This window comes from Nostoc sp. (assembly GCF_036919575.1).
In the GTDB taxonomy this organism is placed as follows: domain Bacteria; phylum Cyanobacteriota; class Cyanobacteriia; order Cyanobacteriales; family Nostocaceae; genus Nostoc.
The window spans coordinates 178,411-205,235 of the sequence record NZ_JBALBY010000010.1 but is presented as its reverse complement, the minus strand read 5'-3'; the positions used below and the strand labels follow the sequence as shown (position 1 = coordinate 205,235).

At 42.5% G+C, this 26,825-nt stretch carries 22 protein-coding genes and 1 pseudogene; 13 read left to right on the top strand and 10 right to left on the bottom strand.

All coding sequences use genetic code 11. The features are described 5' to 3' along the window. Positions 1-8: 8 nt before the first annotated feature. Genes V7K27_RS03935 through V7K27_RS03920 form a run of 4 tightly spaced genes read right to left on the bottom strand, consistent with a single transcriptional unit; the run spans position 9 to position 2,369 of the window. Positions 9-1,394 (bottom strand): EH signature domain-containing protein, encoded by a 1,386-nt coding sequence (locus V7K27_RS03935; protein ID WP_334944509.1) that lies wholly within the window; start codon positions 1,392-1,394, stop codon positions 9-11. Positions 1,395-1,406: 12 nt separating this feature from the next. After that, positions 1,407-1,736, bottom strand: a complete 330-nt coding sequence (locus tag V7K27_RS03930; RefSeq protein ID WP_334944685.1) for an OmpA family protein — start codon at positions 1,734-1,736, stop codon at positions 1,407-1,409. A gap of 31 nt (positions 1,737-1,767) precedes the next feature. Then, entirely contained in the window at positions 1,768-1,995 is a 228-nt protein-coding gene (locus V7K27_RS03925; RefSeq protein WP_334944507.1) for a hypothetical protein, read from the bottom strand. A gap of 26 nt (positions 1,996-2,021) precedes the next feature. Further along, the gene (locus tag V7K27_RS03920; RefSeq protein WP_334944505.1) at positions 2,022-2,369 is read right to left on the bottom strand and encodes a hypothetical protein; all 348 of its coding nucleotides are present in this window, start codon (positions 2,367-2,369) and stop codon (positions 2,022-2,024) included. 407 nt (positions 2,370-2,776) lie between these two features. On the opposite strand from V7K27_RS03920, the gene V7K27_RS03915 reads away from it, so the two are divergent. After that, entirely contained in the window at positions 2,777-2,992 is a 216-nt protein-coding gene (locus V7K27_RS03915) for a hypothetical protein (RefSeq protein WP_334944503.1), read from the top strand. Between the two features lie 408 nt (positions 2,993-3,400). On the opposite strand, the gene V7K27_RS03910 is transcribed toward V7K27_RS03915, so the two are convergent. The 4 genes and pseudogenes from V7K27_RS03910 to V7K27_RS03895 form a co-directional block, all read right to left on the bottom strand. Further along, the gene (locus V7K27_RS03910) at positions 3,401-3,844 is read right to left on the bottom strand and encodes a hypothetical protein (protein WP_334944683.1); all 444 of its coding nucleotides are present in this window, start codon (positions 3,842-3,844) and stop codon (positions 3,401-3,403) included. Positions 3,845-3,912: 68 nt separating this feature from the next. Continuing rightward, positions 3,913-4,602 (bottom strand): hypothetical protein, encoded by a 690-nt coding sequence (locus V7K27_RS03905; protein ID WP_334944501.1) that lies wholly within the window; start codon positions 4,600-4,602, stop codon positions 3,913-3,915. A 306-nt stretch (positions 4,603-4,908) separates the two neighbouring features. Continuing rightward, positions 4,909-5,679 (bottom strand): annotated as a pseudogene (locus V7K27_RS03900) (Uma2 family endonuclease). Positions 5,680-5,708: 29 nt separating this feature from the next. Further along, positions 5,709-6,353, bottom strand: coding sequence for a restriction endonuclease subunit R (locus V7K27_RS03895; protein ID WP_334944499.1), 645 nt, complete (start codon positions 6,351-6,353; stop codon positions 5,709-5,711). A 229-nt stretch (positions 6,354-6,582) separates the two neighbouring features. Here V7K27_RS03895 and acs point away from each other — a divergent pair, with 229 nt between their 5' ends. The 4 genes from acs to V7K27_RS03875 all read left to right on the top strand — a co-directional run bounded on the left by acs (position 6,583) and on the right by V7K27_RS03875 (position 10,733). Continuing rightward, positions 6,583-8,556 (top strand): acetate--CoA ligase, encoded by a 1,974-nt coding sequence (gene acs, locus V7K27_RS03890; RefSeq protein ID WP_334944497.1) that lies wholly within the window; start codon positions 6,583-6,585, stop codon positions 8,554-8,556. A 357-nt stretch (positions 8,557-8,913) separates the two neighbouring features. Next, complete coding sequence (locus V7K27_RS03885; RefSeq protein ID WP_334944495.1) at positions 8,914-9,399, top strand: DUF4365 domain-containing protein; 486 nt, start codon at positions 8,914-8,916, stop codon at positions 9,397-9,399. Between the two features lie 4 nt (positions 9,400-9,403). Continuing rightward, positions 9,404-9,880 (top strand): DUF4365 domain-containing protein, encoded by a 477-nt coding sequence (locus V7K27_RS03880; protein ID WP_334944493.1) that lies wholly within the window; start codon positions 9,404-9,406, stop codon positions 9,878-9,880. A 172-nt stretch (positions 9,881-10,052) separates the two neighbouring features. After that, entirely contained in the window at positions 10,053-10,733 is a 681-nt protein-coding gene (locus V7K27_RS03875) for a tetratricopeptide repeat protein (protein WP_334944491.1), read from the top strand. A gap of 134 nt (positions 10,734-10,867) precedes the next feature. On the opposite strand, the gene V7K27_RS03870 is transcribed toward V7K27_RS03875, so the two are convergent. Then, positions 10,868-11,512, bottom strand: a complete 645-nt coding sequence (locus V7K27_RS03870) for a response regulator transcription factor (protein WP_334944490.1) — start codon at positions 11,510-11,512, stop codon at positions 10,868-10,870. A 2-nt stretch (positions 11,513-11,514) separates the two neighbouring features. Next, positions 11,515-12,735: a sensor histidine kinase gene (locus V7K27_RS03865; RefSeq protein WP_334944488.1), complete on the bottom strand. Its 1,221-nt coding sequence runs from the start codon at positions 12,733-12,735 to the stop codon at positions 11,515-11,517. An 830-nt stretch (positions 12,736-13,565) separates the two neighbouring features. Here V7K27_RS03865 and V7K27_RS03860 point away from each other — a divergent pair. From V7K27_RS03860 to V7K27_RS03825, 8 genes are all read left to right on the top strand, one after another. Next, complete coding sequence (locus tag V7K27_RS03860; RefSeq protein ID WP_334944486.1) at positions 13,566-13,955, top strand: hypothetical protein; 390 nt, start codon at positions 13,566-13,568, stop codon at positions 13,953-13,955. Between the two features lie 132 nt (positions 13,956-14,087). After that, positions 14,088-15,368: a S41 family peptidase gene (locus V7K27_RS03855; RefSeq protein WP_334944484.1), complete on the top strand. Its 1,281-nt coding sequence runs from the start codon at positions 14,088-14,090 to the stop codon at positions 15,366-15,368. 45 nt (positions 15,369-15,413) lie between these two features. After that, positions 15,414-16,322 carry a hypothetical protein gene (locus V7K27_RS03850; protein ID WP_334944483.1) on the top strand — a complete coding sequence of 303 codons (909 nt, stop codon included), beginning with the start codon at positions 15,414-15,416 and terminating at the stop codon, positions 16,320-16,322. A gap of 20 nt (positions 16,323-16,342) precedes the next feature. Then, positions 16,343-17,323 (top strand): RpoD/SigA family RNA polymerase sigma factor, encoded by a 981-nt coding sequence (locus V7K27_RS03845; RefSeq protein WP_334944482.1) that lies wholly within the window; start codon positions 16,343-16,345, stop codon positions 17,321-17,323. 305 nt (positions 17,324-17,628) lie between these two features. After that, a complete protein-coding gene (locus V7K27_RS03840) occupies positions 17,629-19,152 on the top strand; it encodes an efflux RND transporter periplasmic adaptor subunit (protein ID WP_334944480.1) in 1,524 nt (507 codons plus the stop codon). Next, positions 19,149-22,271, top strand: a complete 3,123-nt coding sequence (locus V7K27_RS03835) for an efflux RND transporter permease subunit (protein WP_334944478.1) — start codon at positions 19,149-19,151, stop codon at positions 22,269-22,271. The genes V7K27_RS03840 and V7K27_RS03835 overlap by 4 nt, the downstream gene beginning before the upstream one ends. Positions 22,272-22,510: 239 nt before the next feature. Continuing rightward, positions 22,511-23,491 carry a HEAT repeat domain-containing protein gene (locus V7K27_RS03830; protein WP_334944476.1) on the top strand — a complete coding sequence of 327 codons (981 nt, stop codon included), beginning with the start codon at positions 22,511-22,513 and terminating at the stop codon, positions 23,489-23,491. Positions 23,492-23,687: 196 nt separating this feature from the next. Continuing rightward, positions 23,688-26,825 (top strand): efflux RND transporter permease subunit, encoded by a 3,138-nt coding sequence (locus tag V7K27_RS03825; protein WP_334944474.1) that lies wholly within the window; start codon positions 23,688-23,690, stop codon positions 26,823-26,825.

Genomic DNA, 26,825 nt, shown 5'->3' with positions numbered 1-26,825 from the left:
TCTAATATTCAGACGTAGGCTTTAGCTTCCCGTTCTAGACGTTCAATCTCTCTTTGCCACGACTCAAGGCTGTGTTCTCGCTTTCGTAATTTATCTGCTGTCGGGTTTCTGGAAGGCTGGGTATTTGGATTAGGCAGAATTCCATGATTTTTAAGCCAAGTAGGGGAAAATTCCTGCCAAAGATAAACATGATCGTGTCTATCGCCACCTAGACAGCGAATACGTTTGACTGAAAGGGTGGATTCACTAAAAAGGATTTGGTGATTTCTAGAATTTTTAGGAAACAGGCGCGTCTCACCACCTCTTCCACGAAAGAATTCGACTACAAACCACTCACCAAAATCAAATATACAGACTTCTGTCGGGTCGCTACCATCATCCTCTAGTAGATCAACATCATCTTGGATTTGATACCCTATGGCAATTTGTGATGTCTTGGGTAACAAGATGCGAAGCCGTTCAAAGCGGTTACTGTAATTAGCCCAAAAGTCCCTGCGACTACATAGCCGTTTTGACTCGAAGTCTGGTAAATCGAGCTTGTTCAATATTAGATTTACTAACTTTTGGAAATCACCATAATTGATACCTCCAATCCACTCTCGAAGTCTTTGCCTTGCTGGATCTGAAAGTTTATACCATTTTTCACCATTTCTATAGTTATGTCTCAACCAATCAACCAGTAAAGAATGATTGGTTGCTATATCATTAGAAACATTCGTTAGTAAATAATTAACAGCCTTTATTTGCTGACTTTCTGACATTTCATCAAAACAACTTAACAGCCATTTTACTTGCTGCTGATTTGGAGAAATAATTTTAGTAAAATAGGGGGTAATGTCTTCTATAAATTTGGTAAATAATGGAATCCAAACAGGTAAATCTTCTCGGATGTTGTTTAGCAATTCGGTTCGATTAATACGCTGTTCACAAACAATTTTTGCTAATTCTCTACCTGCTTGTTTACTGCAAAACGCCCGAATAATTTTAACTGGTAGCAGGTGACTAACTAAGTCAGAATTAGCAAAAACATCAAAAGATTCAGCTAAAGACTGTGCTAACACCTGTTCTTGCTGATCACCATAATAAAGAGCTAAACGCCACAATAGCTGATGTTGCAACCATAAATTAGAAATTGCTACCTTCCAAATAGCTGCTGATGTTTTTCTGCATCGGTCAAGATTTTGCTGATCCCACTGTGCTTTAGCATGGATGCAGTAAATCCAGTCCAATGGACTTACTTGATCAGCTTTACCCTGTTCAATAGCTTCCAATATTTTATCAACACTTGGTATTGATATTGTTGCATCTGGTAAGTTACTTGCAAGCTGAATAAGTTGATTAGGACTACACTGGGGAGTTTCAGGTAGGGAAGGAATGGAAAACTGAAAATTCAAGGTGTTTCTCCTTTAAAGAGAGGTTTTCAGGATATCTTTCTTTAACTCATCACTGCGAAACTGAAAGCGGAAAACTACCTTGCGATCGCCTGGATTATCACGTTTCTTGTCAGATTCAATTTCTCCACGACCAGCAGCTAATATTTTCTGACTTAAAGGTCCTTTGGTAGGGAAATTCATATCATAAAAAATATATGTGTAAACTGATGATGCTCGCAACAAGCTTAGTTGTAGATTGGTTTTGTCATCTCCTTCCGAGCTAGTATGACCTTCTATAACTACGCGGCTAATTTCCTGATCAAATTCTGGTTTGGAGAAAATAACACCACTGTAAACAGGAATAAAGCGGCGTAGAAAGGCTTTACCTTCTGGTTTAAGTTCTGTACTTCCCTTGGCAATCCTTTTCTAAAAGCTTGACATTTTTACCCTTTTTCAAATTCTTCAAAAATTTAATTCCGGCTTCAGTTGTGCCACACTCTGAGCGCCAATACTGCCATAATGTGCAAAGTTCGATAATAATTGCAATTATTAACACAAAAGCAATTGTCCAATGAAAAGGTTCGTTATGCCAAACAATGTCCCAAACTTTTGCTATTTCCATAGATTACCTTCTCTGATTTATGTTGATTAAACGTTTTTGAATTGCGCTAATTCTTTATCCGTAAGAACTTCTTTAGCTCTCCGCATTGGCAGATGTTCTGCATCCAGGCGATCTCCTATAGCTTCTCGGAGACATAAGCTGTAAACTGGTTCACCCTCTGCCTTTTTATCCTCAATTAAATAAACCTTTTCTGGTGCATAGCTTCGCAACAAACGTACTTGCAAACAGGTTTTTAAATCCCGTGAAGAAGTAGATAGGGGTGAATCTTGTCCAAATAATTCACGAGCTACTTTCCAAGCGTGATTAACCGCCACAATCTCATTAACTAATTTCTCCACAGAGGGGTACAAAAGTTCCGCAGTTTCAGGAGTCAATGCTTTTAACCTACTTACCTGAGATTCGATAGATTTATTGTTCCCAAAGATGGAAGCTTATTTAACTTTTTTGCTAAAGTTATAAAGTAATTTTTGATGTCAAACTGCTCTTTAGGCGTTAAAAATGTATATAATATATTACGATTTTCGTAACGCACCGAAAACCCAAAATAGTGCATTATACTAACGCGATAACACACCCTACAGCTATAGCGGTTTTATATTTAATATTTTCCAGGTTATGCCAGAGAAAAAGTAAACAAAGCCTACGTAAGCAAACCTTGTTTATAAACTATTGATTTTTAGTTTAGGGGAAGACCAAAAACTAAATTCTCCATTACAAGTAGGGTGTGTTAGCCCAAAAATTTTGTTAAACTACCCAAAAAGTGAGTTGAACCAGAAGCTAAATGAGTCAAGAACAGCTACAAGAACTGATGAATCAAACGAAAGACCTCTCAAATGAGGCACGGCTGAGGTTAATTAGCTACCTGCTGGCAGAAGTGAAGGGAGCAAATGAGTTAACAAGAGAAGCAGCGATCGCTCGAATCCGTAAACGTTGGGAGATATTGCCGATTCAGTCGATCAGTCAAGTGCAAGAGTGGAAGGAACAAGGACGACTTTGATGGTGGTTGATACGATGGTTTTTGTGTATGCTTTGTTACGTGTAGAATCTCAACATCAGCAAGCACTTTCTGCTTTAGAAAGAGCGGAACAAATTATTGTTATAACGTTCGTTTGGGTGAATACCGTATTATTTACCAGATTCAGGATCAACCCTTACTACTAACAGTGATCAAGATTGCACATCTAAAAGATTATTAAAGCTTATCTTGAAAAGCGATCGCCTATATCCCAATACGCTTGGGTTAAGGCTTAACTCCTTTGTCAAAGTCGATTTTTTAACGAACCGCAAAGGACGCAAAGAACGCAAAGAACGCAAAGGAAGAGAAGGAATTCAAAGTCTCTCTCCTTTTAGAACAGAGAAATAGAAGTGAGGTTTTCCAGATACCGTGAAAAATCAACTAAAAATCTCACAAAATCTCTGCCAACTTTACCAGCAGACTATTTGCTAAATCCAAGAATCTCATATCATCTGTATCAATACTATTTTCTTCACTAGCTAACAAGTTTCTCACAGCAGATAACCTGTCATTTGTTTCAGAAATTCTCCAAGATTCTTCTAAGTTTACTGCGAAATCAAACAGCGATCGCTCTCCTAAATGCTGTCTTACGTTCACAGCTACACTATCATTACTTACCAAAAATTCTTTAATAGCATCTAATCGATAATTACCTAATATTTCCTCATTTCCCCACGTTTCCAGCCAGTCTCCATCTACATCTTCAACGTAAAAATTAACGAAATCAACGCCGTAAGTTAGCCAGCTTTGCTGCATTTGTCGGGCTGTTGCTAAAGCTTCCGCAAATGTATCTACTTGATTGTTGCAGCTGTGAATTTCTCTTTGATTAACCATAAAAGCTGTAATTAGCAGGTAAGGATCTAGGCTATAATCCAAATCTGGAATATTGAATTCCAGAAAATTCACGAAAATTTTAAATATTTGCCACCAGAAAGGTAATCACTGTTATACAGTGCCACGTTGACTAACTGGTTGACAAAATTAGCGTCCTTGGGGTTGTAACTTAAGAATAGTCCTCTCTCGATTTCCCACGATCGCAGTGTATTTTGCCAAGCTTGGTACTTTTGGTAATTAAGTTCTTCAGAGACACTGGTGATTTGAATGCACAGTGGTTGATTGTTACGACTAACAATTAAATCTGTTGCCATAGAAAGGTCGGCAATATAACGCTGCCAAAAACTACCTTCTCGACTGACAATATCTTGAGCGATTAATTTAATGATATCATCATCAAGCTGATTAAATTCGCCTGCCATTAATTTTTGTTTCCAAATATAAAACTTGGAGTCACTTGCATTGAACCATCTGGGAAAGAGATAAGCATACCAATATCTCTCAATCGGCGTCATTTGCTCGAACTTTGCTTTTTGTTCTTCTTCTGAAGGTAAGGATTTGATTATCAGCCAAATTGTAGAATCCGTAATCACCTCTAGCAGAAAGGCAATGACAAAAGGTTTTGCAGTCAGCGAACCTGGCTTAATATTCTTTACCCAACGATTAATTTCATCTAATCTTCTCGCTAAATTATGATCTATCGAGGAGGCTTGCTCGATAAGGGACTTTAGCTTCTCCTTAATCTCTTTAGCTTGCAAACGATGCCCTACTTTCAGAAGATAACGCTTTTTTCACACATTTATAACTAAATTTTAACTTGAAAATGTCTTTACCGAACAGAATTCAGGAGTCAGGAGTCAGAATTCAGTTGGGTATTATGAACGAAAAAGCGGATGAATAATTGGCGTTTTTGCACCCCCACCAAAAATTCTAGTTTTGTGGTGCAACAATTCCTGCGCCGGTCCAAATCCCCGACTGATGGTTACGTAGCTCTACCGAAGTATTGATTATGACTCCTGAATTCAGAATAGCTGAATTCTTCTTTACTTAATTTCCTGATGTCATTAAATATTCTCTAGGTCGATGCCCTGTATACGTAAAACCTCCCGCAATCGAGCAATTTCTTGTTCTGCTTGTTGGGCGCGTTCTTCTGCTTGTTGAGCGCGTAAAGTTTCTTGTTGGGCTAGTTCTTCTGCTTGTTGAGCGCGTAAAGTTTCTTGTTCAACCAGTTCTTCAGATGATAGTATTAATTGATTTTCAGTAGTGAAGAATCTTAATTTACCTTCATAAACTCCCAAATAAAGTTCTAGCTGCTGACTCCACAAACGTCCATCAGTGGTGGGTTGAATTTCTTGATACTTACCATCTACTAAATGAAATCACTGAAACTCCATTGTTACAGGATGAAACCAAAAATAATCTGGTGTACGGAAGGTATCCTGGTAAACTTGTTTTTTTAAGCCTTTATCAACTACTGCCGTTGAATTCGACAATATCTCGATAATTAAATTTGGATATTTGCCGTCTTCTTGCCAAACTACCCAACTCTTACGGTCTTTTTTCTGGGTTCCCAAAACTACAAAAAAGTCTGGCCCGCGGAAATCTTCTGATTTCTTTTGGTTAGGACTGTAATAAATCGTCAAATTGCCAGAAGCATAGAAATCTTGCCTTTCTCGCCACCATAATTTGAGGATGCGAATCAGCAAATCGATTTGGTCACGATGCAGGTCACTTTCCAAGGGTGGTTCGTCACTAAATATATCGCCAGGAGGAAAAATCACTTCCTCCTCTGAAGTATCATCAGAGATAAATTCTATGGTAGCAAGTTCAGACATCAGCGATCGCTCCGCGATTTACATTCATTTTACTGAAAATTCGGTAACTTACAAATGGCTTTGAAAACTTGCAATAACTCAATTGCATCTGGAGATTGACTCAAGTTTAATAATGGCATTAACTCATAAGTTGACTGGTTGTCATGTCTTAGATAAACAAATTGATAAAGCTGTCCATTAGTTACCAAACCCCAAACCGATGGTTGTTGATCTAAACTCTTAAAAGCATAAGTGAGTAATTGAGGTAAACCCTCAATCACATTGACCGCACTGTTTTTCGTTTCAATTACTAGAACCCAAAATGGCGGTGCAATATTACTTTGAGGATTGTTGATTGCTAAAATATCCATCCGTCCGGTAATTCTTTTGTCTTCATCTTCGACTGCGATCGCAATGCTATCTTCCATTGTCAACCGAATCGGCACATCGTAAAAGCCAGCTAACCGCATTAATGGTGCGATCGTTATAAATTTAACCAACCCTTCAGAAATTTTACCTGCACTTAAATAACGATCAAAGTCGTTTATGATTCGCAATAAATCCTGCTGTTCAAACTCAGAAAGTGGTTCTAGCCTTAAGAAATCTGCAAATGAACCATTGGAAAGCTTTTCCAGTTTGAGAAAGCGATGAACATCGTTGAGAGATAGGCTGCTAGCTTCGACGGTGAGTGTCATAGTTTCAGGCTTTGTTTGTGAAGAGTACTTACATATTGCAACATTCCCGGTAGATCGGTTGCAAAACCTCTTTACATTTTTTGATCGCTTGCTTTTGGTAGATGAAAATAAATGTAAACTAAATAACTCGGCAATTTCTGCCCAGCTTAACGAAAATCTAAACACTGTATAGCATAACTGGGCTAAGAATAGTTTTTAGTAACAATAGCGATCGCACTCATAACCAACTATGTCTCAACCAACTATAGAATCAATCCTGCAAGAGAACCGCTTATTTCATCCTAGTTCGGAATTCTCACAAAAAGCCCATATCAAAAGCCTGGATGAGTATCAGCGTCTCTACGCTAAAGCCAAAGCCGATCCGCAGCAATTTTGGGCAGATTTGGCTACAACCGAATTAGAATGGTTCCAAAAATGGGATACAGTATTAGATTGGCAACCGCCTTTTGCTAAGTGGTTTGTTGGCGGTAAGATTAATATTTCTTACAACTGCCTTGACAGACATCTCACTACTTGGCGCAAAAATAAAGCAGCATTGATTTGGGAAGGAGAACCGGGTGATTCGCGTACCCTTACATACTCCCAACTGCACCGGGAAGTTTGCCAGTTCGCTAATGTATTGAAGCAACTGGGTGTACAAAAAGGCGATCGCGTCGGAATTTATCTGCCGATGATTCCCGAAGCGGCGATCGCTATGTTAGCCTGTGCCAGAATCGGCGCACCCCACACTGTAGTATTTGGTGGTTTTAGTGCCGAAGCTTTGCGCGATCGCTTAATTGATGTCACAGCTAAACTGGTAATCACGGCTGATGGTGGTTGGCGCAAAGATGCGATCGTTCCTCTCAAGGAACAGGTAGACAAAGCCTTAGCAGATGGTGCTGTTCCCAGTGTCGAAAATGTCCTAGTTGTCAAGCGCACTGGACAAGGAACTGATATGCAGTTGGGGGGACGCGATCATTGGTGGCATGACTTGCAAAAAGGTGTATCAGCCGATTGTCCCGCCGAACCGATGGACAGCGAAGATATGCTATTTGTCCTCTACACTTCTGGCAGCACGGGCAAACCGAAGGGTGTTGTACATACCACTGGTGGTTATAATTTGTATAGCCATATAACCACTAAGTGGATATTCGACCTGCAAGATACTGATGTATATTGGTGTACAGCCGATGTAGGTTGGATTACGGGACACAGCTACATTGTCTACGGTCCCCTATCCAACGGTGCAACAACCTTGATGTATGAAGGTGCGCCCCGTGCTTCTAATCCTGGTTGTACATGGGATGTAATTGAAAAACACGGCGTTAATATTTTTTATACTGCACCTACGGCAATTCGCGCATTTATAAAGATGGGTGAACAACATCCGAATGCGCGAAACCTATCTTCGTTGCGTTTGCTGGGAACCGTCGGCGAACCGATTAACCCAGAAGCTTGGATGTGGTATCAGAAAGTAATTGGTGGCGATCGCTGTCCAATTGTTGATACTTGGTGGCAAACGGAAACTGGCGGTATCATGATTACACCGCTACCAGGGGCAATTCCCACCAAACCAGGTTCCGCAACTCTTCCCTTCCCAGGAATTATCGCAGATGTGGTGGATTTAGAAGGAAACACCGTACCCAATAATGAAGGCGGTTATCTGGCGGTACGCCATCCTTGGCCAGGAATGATGCGGACAGTCTACGGCGATCCAGAACGCTTCCGCCGCACCTATTGGGAACACATTCCCCCCAAAGACGGTAACTATATTTACTTTGCTGGTGATGGCGCTAGACTTGATGAAGACGGCTACTTCTGGATAATGGGTCGTGTAGATGACGTACTAAATATATCAGGACACCGACTCGGTACAATGGAAGTAGAATCAGCCTTAGTTTCTCACCCAGCAGTTGCAGAAGCGGCGGTAGTGGGTAAACCTGATGAACTTAAGGGTGAAGAAGTAGTTGCTTTTGTGACTTTAGAAGGCACTTATCAGGGAAGTGAAGAACTGATTAAAGAACTCAAACAGCACGTTGTCAAAGAAATTGGTGCGATCGCGCGTCCGGCAGAAATTCGCTTTACAGACGCTTTGCCCAAAACGCGATCGGGTAAGATTATGCGGCGCTTGCTGCGGAATCTAGCTGCTGGAGAAGAAGTATCTGGGGATACTTCGACATTGGAAGATAGAAGCGTGTTGGATAAATTGCGCGAAGGGGCGTAAACAATTCAAAATTTCTGGGAGCATCCCAATTTTGCCAAAATAAAATTTGTAGTGGGAGCATCTTGCTCCCTAATGTCCAGGAAGCGGGCTAGAAGCCCGCACTACAAAAAAATAAATTTACACATTTGGGATGCTCCCAAATTTCTCAGATGCCGAGTATCTTAATCAGGACTTACGCAAACAATAGCCAAAACCATGATTTTCTTCTTAGGGGCAATTCATGAATTATCCCAGAGCGCGTCTAGTTTTGCGTAAATCCTATTAACAACAGAGTAACACCCAGTAATTCTTAACAATATAGGGTGGGCAAAACAGCCTACCCTTTGCTAGACAAACTGCATTAAAATAGGTATATAAATGAAGGATGCACTAGGGCAAAGAGGCGAAGCAATTTTTACAGTATTAATGACGGAATTTCACTCTAATGCCGGCCCTATTTTTAAACCACAGTTTTTAGGAGATAAATGGCAGCACGTTGATTTTATAGTGGAGTTAGTAGGGTCTGATAAATCTGTTCCTTACTTTTTTGTACAAGTCAAAACAACAAGAGAAGGTTATACTAAAAAACTCAATCGTCTGAAGGTGAAATTACGACAAGAGAGTGTAATTGGTTTAGCTTCTTATCCAGCACCAACTTATATAGTTGGTATTGATGAAATCCAAGAGACAGGTTACATAGTTTCTGCCAATGGTGAAAGCCTTAATTCTCTGTCAAGCCTCTCTACACTATTTAAAATTATTAAACAGAATCGAGAACTTCTCTGGCATGAAGTTAACGATTTCTGGAGTAGATACCACACTAGTCATTTAATTTCAAAATTTGCCGATCAAGACTGGAGATAAAACTATGGAAACCGCAGCACCTTGGTATATTGGAAAACGGGCAGAATCTCTTGCCATTGTTTACTTGACTCGTCGTGATGACTTGATTATTTCTCAGCCAACACCAGATAAAGGATTAGATTTTTTAATCACAATTACCAAAGATGGGGTTTCTAGTGGTAGACTCTTTGGTGTAGAAGTCAAAGCAACAGTTTCTACACCTGGGTTAATACAGCATCACGATATTTTTAAATTAAAAAATAATAGTAATAAAAATACAAACTTTTTCAGAGATTTACCATTTCCGGTTTGCCTATTTTTCTTTACGTTAGAGAATGATAAAGCTTATTACAAATGGATTTTAGAACCTAATATGAATGAGCAGAATAATCTGGGCTTAAACTTTAATGAAAATGATGAACTGAAACAACTCAATGACCAAGAAATAGCTAATATTATTTCAAGAGTAAATAGTTGGTATGACCAGAGAAATAATAAATGAGGATGAACATACCAATTTATTCTTATAAAATAAATAGGCGCGATCGCCCGTCCCTAAAATTTTCAGGACACCGTGCAGTCAGCATATTGACATACTTCTTAGTGAATTGGATACTTACTAATGCATCCTTACCTTATTATGAGAATAGGACATTATTGAGGCATTGAGGACGATGAAGCTGAATAGCAAACCCAAATTAGCATTTGTTCAATCTTTTAGCTGCATGACGCTGAGTATCATCACTGCAATTGGTCTATCACCATTAGTGTTAGCGGTTCCTGCAAAAGTTTCTTTGCAATCGCCTGAGGAGTCTGCACAGAAGCAACCACAAAAACTAGCACAGTTTTCAGGCGCAGATACACCAGAGCGATCGCAGCTTCTGCAAGAAGCCAATGCTTTATACAATCAGGGAGACTTGACAGGTGCAGAGGAAAATTTACGCAAATTCATTAAAAAATCCCCAGAAGATGCCTTTGCACACTTTCAACTGGGAAACGTGCTTTTTCGGCAAAAGAAACCAGAAGAAGCAATTAGCTCTTATCGAGAAGCCATTCGCCTTGAGCCAAAATACGCTCTAGCTTACAATGCGATCGGTATGGTTTGTGCTAGCCAAAGTCGCTGGGAAGAAGCTATTACTGAATATCAAAAAGCTCTCGAAATTAATCCTAATTATGGCGAGGCACTAACTAATTTTGCACTAGCATTGTGGCAAACAAATAAACGAGATGAGGCACTATCTTCTTTAGAAAAAGCTTTAAATATTTTCAAATCACAGAATAGAGGTGAAAAAGTTAAACAAGTCGAACGAATCTTGCAAGAGATCAAAACTGCTGATCGGCCTAATGTTTCATGAAAATCTTAATGAAGTCGGAAGTCGGAAGTCGGAAGTCGGAAGTACAGTTTTGTAACGGGGATTTAGATTTAGACATCAAAACTTAAAGCATTGCGTGAAGCACGGGGTTTTAAACCCAATTTTTTGATAATTATTCACAATCCACCAAACAACGAATGGGCAAACAAAGCGGCTTGGGTGCGATCGCGTAAATTCAACCGACTCAGAATATTGGTAACATAATTCTTAACAGTGTTTTCGGAAAGAAACAGTGATTCAGCAATTTCCCGGTTATTAGCTCCACAAGCAATTAACCGCAATACATCTAATTCTCTGGGTGTGAGTTGCGCCAATTCTGGACGGGGTTCTACCGACGGGACAGGTGCGGCAATCGGCATGAGTGCTTTCTCAAACAATCCCGGGCCGAGTAGGGTTTGTCCCTTGTAGACCGATAGAATTGCCAACATTAGCTCATCTGGTTCGGTATCCTTGAGCAAATAGCCCTTTGCACCCAGCCGCATCGCCTGGAAAACATACTCATCATCATCGAAGGTGGTGAGGACGAGAACCTTAATGTCAGGATATTGTTGAGCGATCGCTTTTGTTGCAGCAACGCCATCCATTACGGGCATTCGGATATCCATTAGCACAATATCGGGTTGTAGTACAGCAATCACATCGAGTGCGCGTTGCCCATTTTCCGCTTCACCGATTACCTGCATCTGGGCATTCGACTCAAGCATACTCTTAAGTCCCTGGCGAATAAGATGCTGATCGTCAACTAATAAAATCCGAATCATAGCTAAAACACCAATAGCTTTGATAGTGGCAAAGAAACAGAAATACAACAACCTGTTCCTAATTGACTGTGGAGATTCAACTGACCGCCCAGTGCAACCGCCCGTTCTCGCATTCCTTGTAGCCCAAACCCGGTTGTATTTTGAGTGGGGTTAAACCCTTTTCCATTATCTTCGATTGACAGATGAATCATTCCAGCGTGAGCCAGTAATCCAACGGTGACACTCGTCGCCTGAGCGTGTTTACAAATATTTGTCAACGATTCTTGCACAATGCGATAAAGAGCCGTGTTTACTTCTGTTGGTAAAGTGTAAGGTAGATCAATTTTACAGGACGGTTCAATCCCTGTGGTTTGCTGAAAATCTGTCAGCAGCTTTTCAATAGCTGATTTGAGAGATTGCCCTTGTAAAGGATTTGAACGCAAAACCGAAAGCGATCGCCGAATTTCTAGCAGCGCCTCAGCCCCCTGTTGCTTTGCCTGTTTCAGAAATGTCAATGCTTGATCATTATTTGATTGCCAGAATAACAAAGTGTTATTAATCTGAATGGTTTGGGCGGCGAGAGTGTGTCCCAACCCATCATGAATTTCGCGGGCAATTCGGTTGCGTTCCTGCAAAGTTGCCTGATCTTCAATCCGTAGCGCATACTGGCACAGTTGTTGATTGATGATCTCTAATTGCTGATGGGCAATTTCTAACTGCTCTCGACTTTGGCGTTCTGCAAGCAGGGCATTAATTAACAATAAAGCGAATACTAACGTTAAGCTAAACAATAAAATATTACTTAATCGCCAATCCCAGGACATAGCGATCAGCTTCTCTGGCATAAAATTCTCAGGTACAATCGGTCTTGACAACAGCACTGTTCCATAAGAGAACAGAGATAAACCCAAGACAACCAACTGTCCTGATTGCTTAAATATCAGACAACTCCGCATCACCAGTACTAGACACAGCAGGAAAACGGAGCGAGGAGATAAAATATGTTGAGTCGCTGGTAGCAAAATTAAAAGGAATTCCAGGGTTGTATAAAGTAATTTTGTTTTCAGCTTAACCATTGGTAGTCTCAAGCCCATCAAGCTGAAGATGGCGATCGCCACAACTCGTAGCAGCAACGACCAGGACAACTCAAACGGCAGCAGAACTTCCATGAATGCTGCCGTGGCTAATAACAGCCATTCTAGGTAAAGCAACAAACGAAACGATGGGTAGGTCAAGCGAACCATAGAACTGTTCCAACTCAATGGCCTTTGTAACAAAACCATAGGTATTTTCACAATTTTAGAGGGAAATAGTTGAAGAAGTCGGATATCTGGGCGCTGTGAATGATGCTGACTTTTCACGGGATCTCGAAAACCTCACTTCTATTTCTCTCTCCTAAAAGGAGAGAGACTTTGAATTTTCCCCCTTACCGATGCGGGAAGAGGGTTAGGGGGTTCCTCGTTCCCATGAAGAGCATGGGAATGCTGATTAGGGGCTGTTGCCTCCAGTTAAATATTGAGTCAGAGACTCAATGAATGCATTCCCATACGGAGTATGGGAAGGAGAAAAACCTCATCAAGCTAGGTTCTTAGGACTTGTGTGTACACCGTAGCTTCCCGCATCGGTAAGGAGAGGGTTAAGTTTTTCCATACAACGTAAAAAGTCAGGTGAATGATGAAACTCTTCTTCCTATATAACGAATCTGTCTCTAGTCTCGCTAGAGCCGTTCCGACTGATTAACTGTTTCTAAATTAGGAAAAAAGTCACAATGACTTGAGTACTTTTTTACTGCTCAGGTTAGGAATTCTAGCTCATGCACAAACCCATCGCAACTTCTAAGATTAGGTGGTATGAATAAAGCAGCAACTTTTCAAACATCTTCTAAGGGACTGACAACAAATAAATTATCCAATCTTGTGGGGTGGGCATCTTGCCCGCCCGTAGCCCAAGCTCTCGTGTCGCCCACCCCACAAGAAATTGTTGAGTATTTTTTTATTTGTCAGTCCCTAAACAGTCGTAAACCGAAATTGAGTCATAACACTCGTATTACTTACAACAAAAACAAGAGAGGTAAATGATGAAAAAACAGATAATTTTACCAACCCTTTTACTTGCAACTATCCTCATTGGAGGAATGACAGGTTGCACCAGTTCTAAGTCTCCAGATGTGTCTCAAGGAGGCGACTCTGGGACAAAGGTATCTGATACTAACGCTTCTACGACAAACTCTCCGGCATCGAATACGGGGGAACGCGCCGAGAAGCGCGATGCAGTTCGCAAGCAAGTTGAGGCAGTTCTGACCCCAGATCAGGTAAAGCAATTGTCAGCGAAATTGCAAAATGGTGAAAAAATGCGTAAAGCAGTGTTGAGTCTGAATCTCACGGCTGAACAAAAGACTAAAATCCAGGATATTTTTAAGACTGCCTATCCCCACCGTAAAGGGCAATCCCAAAATAATTCCTAGTAGTTTTATAAGAAGAATTCAGAATTCAGTCGTCAGAATTCACCATGAATTATGTACGACTGGGGGTATTCAGTCCTTCACTGATTGAATTCTGGATTCTGTATTCTGTATTATTCTTCAATAGTTAAAGTTATGTTCAAGCAAAAATTGATCGTCAAGATAGAACTCGCTGTTATAGCCGTAATCCTGACAGGAAGTAGTTTATACGCTTCCACAGCTCTAGGTAAAGCCCAACCTAGCCCCAAACAAATGGTGGATGAGGTCTGGCAAATCCTCGATAAAAATTATGTTGATGTCAGCTTTAATCATCAAGATTGGAAAGCAATTCGACAGCAGTATATTAGCCGTTCCTATACTTCCAAGAAACAGGCTTATGGGGCGATTCAAGAAATGGTGGCTAAATTAGGCGATCGCTACACGGAGTTTTTCGATCCCCAGGAATACCAAGCCCTAAATAACGACCTTTCTGGCAATCTCAGTGGTGTCGGGCTGGAACTAGCGGAAAATGAAAAAACCAAAGCCTTAACCGTTGTCGCTCCAATTGAAGGAACGCCTGCTTTTAAAGCGGGTATTTTACCCGAAGATGTAATTGTCCAAATTAACGGTCAAAGAACTCAGGGAATGAAAATTGAGGATGCCGTGAAGCGGATTATCGGCCCAGTAGGAACCAAGGTAGTACTCACGATTCAACGGGGTAGTCAATCGCAAACTTTCAAACTTACCCGCGCAAATATTCCGATCCATCCTGTAACTTACAATACGCAAACAACGGCAGTGGGTAAGATTGGTTACATTCGTTTGCCAGAGTTTACGCAAACTGCGGCAGCAGAGATGCATCGGGCAATTCAAGCATTAGAAAAACAGCAGGTGCAGGGCTACGTTTTGGATCTGCGTTCCGATCCAGGTGGATTACTGGATGCGAGTTTGCAAATTGCCAGTATGTGGTTGAAGCAAGGAGCGATCGTGTCTTTGGTAAATCGAGATCAAGTTAAAGATAGCTACAAGGCGTCGGGACATCCTCTCACCAACAAACCGTTAGTCATACTGGTCGATAAGGGATCTGCTAGCGCCAGCGAAATTCTGTCGGGAGCGTTGCAAGATGACAATCGCGCCAGGTTAGTCGGGACTCGCACCTTTGGTAAAGGTTTAGTTCAATCCGTAGAGCCACTGGAGGATGGTTCGGCACTGAAACTAACGATCGCCAAATACTACACACCGAAAGGTCGAGATATCAATCATGTCGGCATTGCCCCAGATATTACCGTCGAGTTAACCGAGGCACAACAGAAAGCATTAGTGCAAAACCGAACTGTGGGGACATTAGCTGATCCTCAGTATGCTAGCGCCGTTGCTGACCTGAGCAAATTGATTCAGTCTGAGGCTAATCATGTAAGTTTACAGGGTGGGAAATAAGTATACCGATACTTGTCAACAAGTCAGGAACAGTATATTTCAATCATGTCAACCCGCCAAGCCCAACGACTTCAAATTTGTGAACCAGTCCCAGGTCTGCAAATCCTGGTTCAACTCAGTAACACTCCCCTAGTGCGGACAGTTATATTTACTGTTACCCGCCATCAGCTAGCGATCGTCGGGGTTGTATTTGTTGCCACCTTGGTTTTTGCTATGCGGGAAAATGCCCCCTGGCTGACAGTGCCTAAACAGGTGGCAATTGAATTCTTTTCTGCTGTATCCCAATCCCTAGCGGCTTTATTGGGGGTGTTAATTGTTTTCCTCACGTTTAATAGTCAGTTGATCGCTCAAAGGCGGCATGAGGACTACTATACACTTCAGATTCAGATTGACCAACTGATTCGTCTAACTCAGTCTCTTCCCCCTGAACTCAGTAATTTTGATCAAACTCTGATCGCGCTGATTAACTATTTAGTTCCCTTGCATTTAAAGGATTTACCAATCTGGGCAACTGGTTCCCAAGTGCTACCTTTGGACAAGCTTTTAGATAATTTCAAGAATGAACATGAATGGGCGCAAGTGCAGCAACAATCCTCTTTAGCTACCCATTTGCACCGACAACAAATTTTACTTGTCATCAATAACATGGAAGAAATCCTAGAGGGATTTTCCCGGCTTTACAATCGCATCCTAGAGATGAGCCGTTTCATTCTGGCGATCGTCAAGTTGTCCTTTCTCTTGGGAGTTTCGCTGCTGTTTTTGCTGTTATTTGGGATTATCGATTTACAAAGGAAGTTTCCCGATCTCAGCCTACCTGTAACTGTTTCTCTAGCAATTTGGGTGTTGATTGCTCTTTTAGAGCTAGTGCTTGATACCTGGTTTTTATATAAAAACCTTTATGGATCGTCGAGTCACTATCTCCGGTTTTTCGCTAATACAAAATACCCTAATTAATAGGCGGAGGCTAACTTACTATGAGTAACTTAACATTCCCAGATACCAAAGCTAGTAACACAAGCAAAGCATCTCAATCTCCAACTGATGCAGTACGTACCTATCTTCAAGCAATTGGACGGATACCTCTGTTAACCCACGAGCAAGAAATTTTTTTTGCCCAACAAATTCAGCAGATGATCACAATACTTGCTGAATCAGAAAAACTGGCTGTGGAATTAAAGCGTACACCCACACTGCCAGAATGGGCTAACCAGATGCAGTTAAGTGAACAGGAACTACTTCAGCAGCTAAATCAAGGGAAAAAAGCCAAGCAGAAAATGATCGCGGCTAATCTCCGACTGGTGGTGTCAATTGCCAAGCAATATCAGAGACGTAACTTAGAACTTCTGGACTTAATTCAAGAAGGTACTTTGGGTTTGGAGAGAGGGGTTGAAAAATTCAATCCGGCTCTAGGATACAAGTTTTCAACCTACGCTTACTGGTGGATTCGTCAAGGAATTACCAGAGCGATCGCCCAGCAAGGGCGCGTGATTCGATTACCCATTCACATCAATGAAAAGTTAAACCAAATTAAGCGCGTTCAGCGAGAATTATCTCAAAAACTGGGTCGCATTCCCACCAGTACAGAAATTGCTCATGCACTTTCTTTAGAGCCTAGTCAGATTCGAGAATTTCTGCTTTTGGCTCGTCAAACTCTCTCCCTCGATATTCGAGTTGGGCCAGAAAAAGATACACAATTACAAGATTTAATCAGAGATTACAGATATTCTGATAATGGCTATACCACCGAGGAATCTCTCAATCAGGACGTTGAAAATTTATTGTCAAATCTGCCTATACAACAACAAGAAATATTAAGGTTGCATTTTGGTTTGACTGACGGTAACGAACTTTCTCTAGAACAGATTAGTCAGCGTATGGGTATTAGTCGGGAACGAGTCCGGCAGATCGAAAAACAAGCTCTCAAACTTTTACATCGGCAGTTAAGTAAGTATTGAAGAAGAATTCAGAAGTCAGAATTCAGAAGTCAGAATTCAGGAGTCAGAATCAATCAGTCGGGGATTGGGACCGGCGCAGGAATTGTTGCACCACCAAATCTATGATTTGGTGGGGATCTTAAACCCGATTATTCATCCGCTTTTTCGGACAAAATTCATTCTGAATTCTGACTGCTGACTACTGAATTCTGTTGGATAAATCAACAAAAATACAAGTCGATATTAAATGAAATTGGTAGAAGCGGGAGTTGAGGTGGTAAAGGATTTGGCTGTTTCTAATAAACTAAAATCCATTGGAGGTTCTGATGAACCATGAAATTTCTAACGATTTGACTGAGAACAATATAGAACCGGAGCTACTACGATCGCCAAAAAAGCGATCGCCAAGAAAGATTATTTTGGTAATTTTGGGCGTGATGGTGCTGGCTGGGCTGGTTATTTTGGGTATCCATGCGGGTGCAGCTAAGACAGAGAAAACGGGAAAATCTGCCCGTAATAAGCAGCAAGTGACACCTGTAACTGTGGCAATGGTGACACAAAAAACGGTTCCGATACAATTGCAGGCGATCGGCAATGTGCAATCGGGTTCTACGGTATCGATTACGCCCGAAGCCAGTGGACGGATCATTGGAGTTTATTTCAAGAAAGGTCAAGATGTGAAAAAGGGACAACTTTTGTTTACCCTGGATGACCGATCGCAAGCTGCTGCAATCCAGCAAGCTCAAGGAACTGTCGCCAAAGACCAAGCTTTGGTACAACAAGCAAGAGCTGCATTAACTAGAGACTTGGGTCAGGTAGACCAAGCTAGGGCGACTTTAATTAAAGACCTAGCCTTAGTGCGACAAGCCCAAGCGACTTTGGCCAAGGATCAAGCGCAAGCAGATTTTGCTCAGGGACAGAGCGATCGCTATGGTGCATTGTATAAGAAGGGCGCGATTAGTTTAGATCAAGCACAGCAATACGTTTCTAACAGTAAATCGGCTACAGCAACCCTGCAAGCAGATCGAGAAGCGATCGCTAATGCTCAGGCTGTTTTGAAAAGCGATCAAGTGGCGCTGACTAATGCTGGAGCAGTTGTCAAGGGCGATCAAGCTGCGATCGCTAATGCTCAAGCTGTTGTCAGTTCTGACCAAGGAGCATTAGACAATACCAAAGTGCAATTATCTTACGCCAAAATTTATGCGCCGATTGATGGTCGCGCAGGCAATATTCTAGTAACTCAGGGCAATGTGGTACAAGCTAACAGCACGACTCCACTTGTTACTCTCACTCAAATTCGCCCGATTCAAGTTGCTTTTTCCATTCCCGAAACAAATCTGCCCCAGGTACAAAAGTATATGCAGAATGGCAAGCTGAAGGTAGATGTAACGTTCCCTGATAATCAAGCTCATCCCATACCAGGTAATTTGACATTTGTCAATAATACGGTCGATAACACCACAGGGACAATTCAACTGATTGGCGACTTTGACAACACTCAGGGACATTTGTTTCCCGGTCAATTTGTGAATGCAACGCTGACGCTGACCGAAGAACCGAATGCAACAGTTGTTCCCTCCCAAGCCGTGCAGAATGGTCCCGATGGACAGTTTGTTTTTGTAGTTAAGCCCGACATGACGGTGGAAAATGTTCCAGTTACAGTTAGTAGTAGCATTGATGGGCTAGATGTGGTTCAGAAAGGACCGCAACCCGGCGATAAAATTGTCACCGATGGTCAAGCTAATCTCGTTTCGGGTAGCAAAATCCGTGTTAAAACAGCCGGGAATGACTCAAATGTAGAGAAGTCAAAAAGAAATAATTCCTCGAAGTCAGGCGGAGGTGATTCATGAACCTCTCAGAGCCATTTATCCGCCGCCCGATCATGACGACTCTGGTGATGGCGGCGATTTTGATCTTCGGTTTCATGAGTTATCGTTTGCTGCCAATCAGCGATTTACCAAGTGTGGATTATCCCACAATTCAGGTAAGTGCCGCCCGACCGGGAGCCAGCCCGGAAACGATGGCAGCATCGGTTGCCCGTCCCCTAGAGAAGCAATTTTCCAGCATTGCTGGACTCGATTCGCTCAACTCAACTAGCACCTTGGGACAGACTCAAATAACGCTGCAATTTAACCTGAGTCGGAATATTGATGACGCGGCGCAGGATGTGCAAGCAGCAATATCAGGAGCATCGGGGCAAATTGCGACGGATTTACCCAATCCTCCCACTTACAGCAAGGTTAACCCCGCCGATCAACCGATTCTCTACCTTTACTTGGATTCTCCCACTCTGCCGCTTTCTCAGGTAGACAATTATGCTGAGACTTATTTGGCGCAAAAGCTATCTACAATCAATGGAGTAGCACAAGTAGCTGTCTACGGTTCCCAAAAGTATGCGGCTCGAATTCAACTTGATCCGCAGCAATTGGCAACGCGGCAAATTGGGCTAGATCAGGTGGCGACGGCGATTCAACAGGGTAACGTCGATTTACCTACCGGCAGTCTTTCGGGAAATCACAAGAATTTTACAGTCCAAACTAACGGGCAACTCCAGGATGCGGCTGCTTATCGTCAGTTGATTGTGTCTTACAAAGATGGAATGCCCATCTATCTCAATCAACTGGGGCGGGTCATTGACAGTGTAGAAAATGACAAGCTAGCAAGCTGGTACAATAATACCCGCGCCATTATTCTCACGATTCAAAGACAGCCCGGAACCAATACGGTGCAAGTCGTAGACACGATTAAGAAATTGCTTCCGAATTTGCGATCGCAGATTCCGGCATCCGTGGAAATTGGGATTCTCTATGATGCGTCTCAGTCAATTCGAGATTCAGTAGATGATGTCAGATTTACGTTGATTCTCACCATTGCTCTAGTTATCTTAGTAATCTTCCTCTTTTTGCGGAACCTCTCGGCGACGGTGATTCCCAGTTTGGCTTTACCCGTTTCGCTGATTGGTACCTTTGCAGTGATGTATTTGCTGCAATACTCACTAGATAACCTGTCGCTGATGGCGTTGACCCTTTCCGTGGGCTTCGTCGTGGATGATGCGATCGTGATGCTGGAAAATATCGTCCGTCACATGGAAATGGGGGAACGTCCACTAGAAGCGGCGTTGAATGGGTCGAGAGAAATTGGTTTCACCATCCTATCAATGACCCTTTCCTTAGTTGCAGTCTTCATCCCGATGTTGTTCATGAGTGGAGTCCTGGGACGATTATTTCATGAATTTGCGGTGACGATCGCAGTGGCAATTCTCGTATCTGGTTTTGTGTCTTTGAGTCTGACTCCGATGTTGTGCAGTCGTTTTCTGCGTCCGGTGGATCATGCCCATCAAAGTCGGTTATATCAAGCTTCCGAATATGTCTTCGATCGCTTCCTCGGTCTGTACGATTGGAGTCTCAAAAAAGTCTTAAAATATCACCTCACCACGATGATTTTATCTGGCTTTCTATTAATAGTCACAGTTGGGCTATTGGTGGTAGTTCCCAAAGGCTTTATTCCTAGCGAAGATACCGGACAAATTACAGGCATTACCCAAGCAGCCCAGGATGCATCCTTCGATAACCTTGTCCAGCATCAGCAGACAGTTGCTAACCTGATCCGCCAAGATCCAAACGTGGATGCAGTCAACTCCAATATTGGGGCGGGAGCGAGTGGAAGTGGCGGTGGGGCAGCAGTTGCAGCCAATTCCGGCAGTTTGTTTATTCGGTTAAAACCGCGATCGCAGCGCCAACTTAGTGCCGACGAAATCGTGCAAAATTTGCGAACCAAACTCGCCACTGTTCCCGGCATCCAAGTATTCTTACAAAATCCCCCAGCGATTCCCATTGGCGCTCAACAAAGCACAGGACTTTATCAACTTGCGCTTCAGAGTTCAGATGTCAAACCCTTACAGGAGTATGTTCCCCAACTTGTTCTCAAGATGAAGACCTTGCCAGAACTCCAGGATGTGAACAGCGATTTACAGTTTGCTTCTAAGATTCAAATTGACATTGACCGCGATAAAGCCTCAACTTATGGGATTACCGCCGATCAAATCGAAAGTACCTTGAGAAGTGCCTACGGTTCCTACCAAGTGTCAACCATCTATGCAGCGACCAATGAATATCAAGTGATTCTGGAATTAGCACCCCAATATCAGGAGGATATCAATGCTTTGTTGACATTATACATTAACTCCAGTACTGGAGTAGCTGTTCCTCTGAAGACATTCGCCAAACTATCTCAGGGAGTCAGCCCGTTAATGGTCAATCATAACGGTCGGATGAACGCCGCCACAATTTCCTTTAACCTCGCCCCCGGTGTGTCCTTGGGAAATGCCAACGAAGAGATTGAAAAATTGATTAATCAGGTGATTCCTGCGAGTATTAGCACGAACTTTCAGGGCGCAAGTCAGGTATTTCAGAGTTCATTGCCGAGTTTGGGTTTATTGTTAGCGATCGCAGTCTTAGTAATTTATCTGATCCTGGGTGTTCTCTATGAGGATTTCATTCACCCGATTACAATTCTTTCTGGTTTGCCTTCAGCAGGTTTTGGCGCATTGTTAACGCTGATCATATTCCATGTCGAACTGAATGTTTACTCCTTCATTGGGATAATTCTTTTGGTAGGCATCGTCAAGAAAAACGGGATCATGATGGTGGATTTTGCCATCGAAGCCCAGCGAAATGAAGGGAAAAAGCCCTCTGAGGCGATTTATCAAGCTTGCTTGGTGCGCTTCCGTCCGATTATGATGACGACGATGGCAGCCCTAATGGGAACTTTACCGATCGCGATCGGATTTGGGGCTGGTTCGGAATCCCGCCGTCCTTTGGGTATTGCAGTTGTGGGCGGACTGGTGTTTTCTCAGATATTGACCCTGTATTTAACTCCTGTGTTCTTTATATATATGGAATCATGGCGGAAAAAGCTCAGTCAAGTTAAGTTCCGTCGGGTATTTTCATTTTCAGGCGGGCGATCGTGATGTTCAACAAGCAATAGCAGTTTACAACTGACTGAGTTAGAGAATCTATCGCAATCCTAAATGAGTTGTAAAAATTAATTATTTTTTAAACGAACCGCAGAGGCGCAGAGGACACAGAGAGTTAAGAGATTTAAATGTAGTTACGCTTTCAGTTAACGCACCGTCAATAATTCAAGGTGCGTTAGCCTACGGCATAACACACCCTAATTCTGATTTTCTCAATTACGAATTAAACACTTATGTCAGATATTAAAGATGCATTAGACCGAATTAATTACTGGTTTCAAGAAAATCATCCAGTAAAGATTGCATCATTGGCATCAGGTTTAAGTCCATTGGAAATAGATAGTGTGTTGAGTACTCTATCTTTTAAAGTATCCCAAGAAGTTCGGGAAATTTATGAATGGTCAAATGGATATCCCAAATATGATTGTGCAGATGATTGGATATTTTATTATATGTTTCTTCTAAGTTTAGAGTCAGCAGTGCAAGAGGCTCAAGCTTGGGTAGAAGAACATGAAGAAATAGCCCTGATGTATAAGTATGCAGGTAAACCTGTCTTGCCAGTCTACATGTCGGATATCGAGTTTTTAGCAGTTGTCGCAATGGATGAGGAACAAACAACTTCTCCTGTAATTCATATCTCTGAAATTGCAGAAATTTCACTGCAATATACCAATTTAACAGCGATGATGTTGACTCTAGCAGAATCTTACGAGACTGGGGGATTGTTCATCGATCGTAAAGGTTATATAGAGAAAGATGAGAAAAAGTATGCTGCTGCATATCGAAATTACAACTCAGGAATTACAGACTTAGCTCTCGAAAGATTTCTGAAAATATTTCCTGAAGATTCCTCTTGGCAACCCGTACAACTACTTCATAACGACCTATATATGAGCAATAGCTATGGAATAGAAATTCCACCAAGTAATCTGAAAACTAAAGTAGTTAATACTCTTGTTAATCTGCTGCAAGACGAAAAATATGATTCCGGCTTTTCTGTAGTACTAGTACTCGAAGAACTTCGAGCAGTAGATGCATTAATTCAAGGACTTCAACACCCTAGCAAATGGGTTCGGAGTCGGGCAGCGTTTGCTTTAGGAAAAATTAAAGCATTTGAGGCTGTGGAGTTTGTATCACAGCTTTTAGAAGATCCAGATCCAGTTGTTCAAGAAGCAGTTAAGGAGGCGTTAGAGATGTTTAAAAATCAGAGATAGAGCCGTTGTACCTTTGACGTTGACATTATATTTCAATAAAGTTCAGTTAAACACTTCTTCCTTCTCTTCCTTTGCGCCCTCTGCGCCTCTGCGGTTCGTTTAAAAAAATTGACTTTGACAAAGAGTTAAGCCTTAACCCAAACATATTACTATTTAGCGATCGCATCCCCACCACATTTCTGGGAGAACAAAACCCATGAACCTTTCAGAACTCTTCATCCGTCGTCCAGTCATGACCACCTTGGTAATGATGGGTATCCTCATCTTCGGTCTGATGAGTTATGTATTATTACCCATCAGTGCCCTACCTAACGTTGAATATCCTTTTATATCTGTCTCTGCTAGTCTCCCTGGTGCCACACCCGAAACAATGGCATCTTCGGTCGCCGCACCCCTAGAAAGACAGTTTACCGAAATTGCCGGACTCAATTCATTTAATTCCACCAGTTCAACTGGCAGCACCAATATCTCTCTACAATTTGACTTTAGCCGCAGAGTGGAAGATGCCGCCAAAGATGTACAGGGGGCTATTTCAGCCGCAGCCGGACAACTGCCCGCCGGAATGCCTCACCCGCCCACCTACCGCAAAGTTAACCCGTCTGTCTCACCAGTTCTCTACCTCTATATGTATTCTGAGACACAGCCAATCTCGACAGTAGATGAATACGCAGAGGTAACAGTTGGTCAGCCAATCTCGATGATTGATGGTGTTGCTCAAGTACAGGTCTATGGTCAACAGCAATATGCAGTCCGCGTTCAGCTTGACCCGCGAGAGTTAGCATCGCGGGGAATTGGTCTAACTCAGGTAAAAACTGCAATTCAACAGGGAAATGTTGATTTGCCAACCGGCAGTCTCTCTGACGCTTACAAAAATTATACGATTCAGGCGAACGGTCAACTCACCGATGCTGCCGGCTATCGCCAGCTAATTGTAACTTATAAAAATGGTGCGCCCGTGCGCCTTCAGGATTTGGGGCAGGTGATTGACAGTGAACAAAACGTCAAAGTCTCGAATTTGTATAGCGATCGCAAGGTAACAAACCGCCATTCTGTTGTTCTCGCCGTACAGCCGCAACCCGGTGCTAACACTGTAAATATTGTTGATTCCATCCAGAAACTTTTACCTACACTCCGCGAACAAGTTCCCAAATCCATTGAGATGGGGATTATGTACGATCGCTCCCAAACCATCCGCGCCTCTGTCAACGATGTAAAGTTTACCTTGGTTCTCTCGATTTGTCTAGTTGTCTTGGTGATTTTCTTATTCTTGCGTGATGTCACTGCGACGCTGATTCCCAGTTTGGCGCTACCTGTAGCGATCATTGGCACTTTTGCCGTGATGTATTTGTCGGGCTTCTCCCTAGACAACATCTCACTGATGGCGTTGACCCTCTCCGTGGGCTTTGTGGTGGATGATGCGATCGTGGTGTTGGAAAATGTCGTCCGTTATCGGGAAATGGGGGAATCTCCCCTAGATGCAGCATTGAAGGGATCAAAGGAAATCAGTTTCACCATTTTGTCAATGACCCTTTCCCTAGTGGCGGTGTTCATCCCGATCATGTTTATGAGTGGAATAATCGGTAAATTATTTCATGAATTTGCCGTAACGATCGCAGTCGCAATTTTGGTTTCGGGTTTTGTTTCCCTCAGTCTCACCCCCATGTTGTGCAGTCGTTTCTTAAGTTCATCCCATCAGCAAAGACCAAATCGGCTCTATCAAGTCTTAGAAGGGGGATTTGATTTCCTACTGCGGGGATATGATTGGACGCTCAAGCCTGTTTTAAAATTCCGCTTGATGACGCTGATTGGTTCTGGGATTCTGCTGCTAATGACCATCTATCTGTTCGTCATCGTTCCCAAAGGATTTATTCCTACGGAAGACACCGGACAATTAATGGCGAACACGAAAGCCGCGCAAGATATTTCTTTTGATGATATGCGGCGTCACCAGCAAACAGTTGTTGATATCATTCGTAAAGACCCCAACATTGATGCAGTTGACTCGATTGTGGGTGCAAGTGGCCCGAACGGTTCAGTCAATGGTGGGCGAATTACCATTCGGCTAAAACCACGCGATCAACGTCAACTCAGTGCTGACCAAATCATTCAAGAACTAACCCCCAAGTTGAGACGTACAACTGGGATTAAGACATTCCTCCGCTCTCCGCCAGCTATTCCCATCGGTGGTCAACAAACTAATTCTACTTATCAGTTCACCTTGCAGAGTTTGAATTTGCAAGACCTGCGCCAATACGTTCCTAAACTTGTGGATAAAGTCAAAACCCTACCAGGACTCCGGGACGTTGACAGCGATTTACAACTCAGCACTCCCCAAATCCAAGTCCAATTTGACCACAACAAAGCCGCAACTCTGGGGATTACCGCCCAACAAGTTGAACAAACCCTCAGCGCCGCTTATGGTTCTAGCCAGGTTTCTACTATATATACTCCAAATGACCAATTTTATGTAATCTTAGAAGTGAAACCGGAGTTTCAGCGAGATCCCAGCGCCCTATCGCTACTATATGTGCAATCGAGTACTGGAAAACTGGTTCCTTTGAGTGCGATCGCTAATATCACCCAGAATGTCGGACCACTTACCGTTGCTCACGTTGCTCAACTCCCCTCTTCGACTATCTCTTTTGACACCCTACCAGGAACGTCTCTAAGTCAGGCTACAGATGCCATCAAGCAAGCAGCCAGTGAGATGCTACCCTCAACAATTACCCCCAGTTTTCAGGGTTCAGCCCAAACTTTCCAACAGTCCTTCAACGATTTAGGTGCGCTGTTGTTGGTGTCTATTGTAGTAATCTATCTGATTCTCGGAATCCTCTATGAGGATTTCATTCACCCGATCACCATTCTTTCTGGTTTACCTTCGGCGGGTTTTGGCGCATTACTGACGCTGCTGATTTTCCAGGTTGATTTAAATCTTTACTCTTTTATCGGCATCATTCTGCTAGTGGGCATTGTCAAGAAAAACGGGATTATGCTGGTAGACTTTGCCATTGAAGCGCAGCGAAAGGAAGGGAAAAATTCTTTTGATGCCATCTATGCCGCTTGCTTAACTCGTTTCCGCCCGATTATGATGACAACGATGGCAGCTTTAATTGGGACATTGCCCATTGCTTTGGGGACGGGGGTAGGTTCAGAAGCGCGTCGTCCTTTGGGAATTGCGATCGTTGGTGGATTGTTGTTTTCTCAGATATTGACTCTCTATCTGACTCCAGTGTTTTACATTTACATGGAGGGATTGCGGAAAAATCTTGGCCAACCTAAGTTTAAATTTTCCCGCTTTTTCTTCAAAAAGCCCAAGGTTCGCGGAGAATACTGA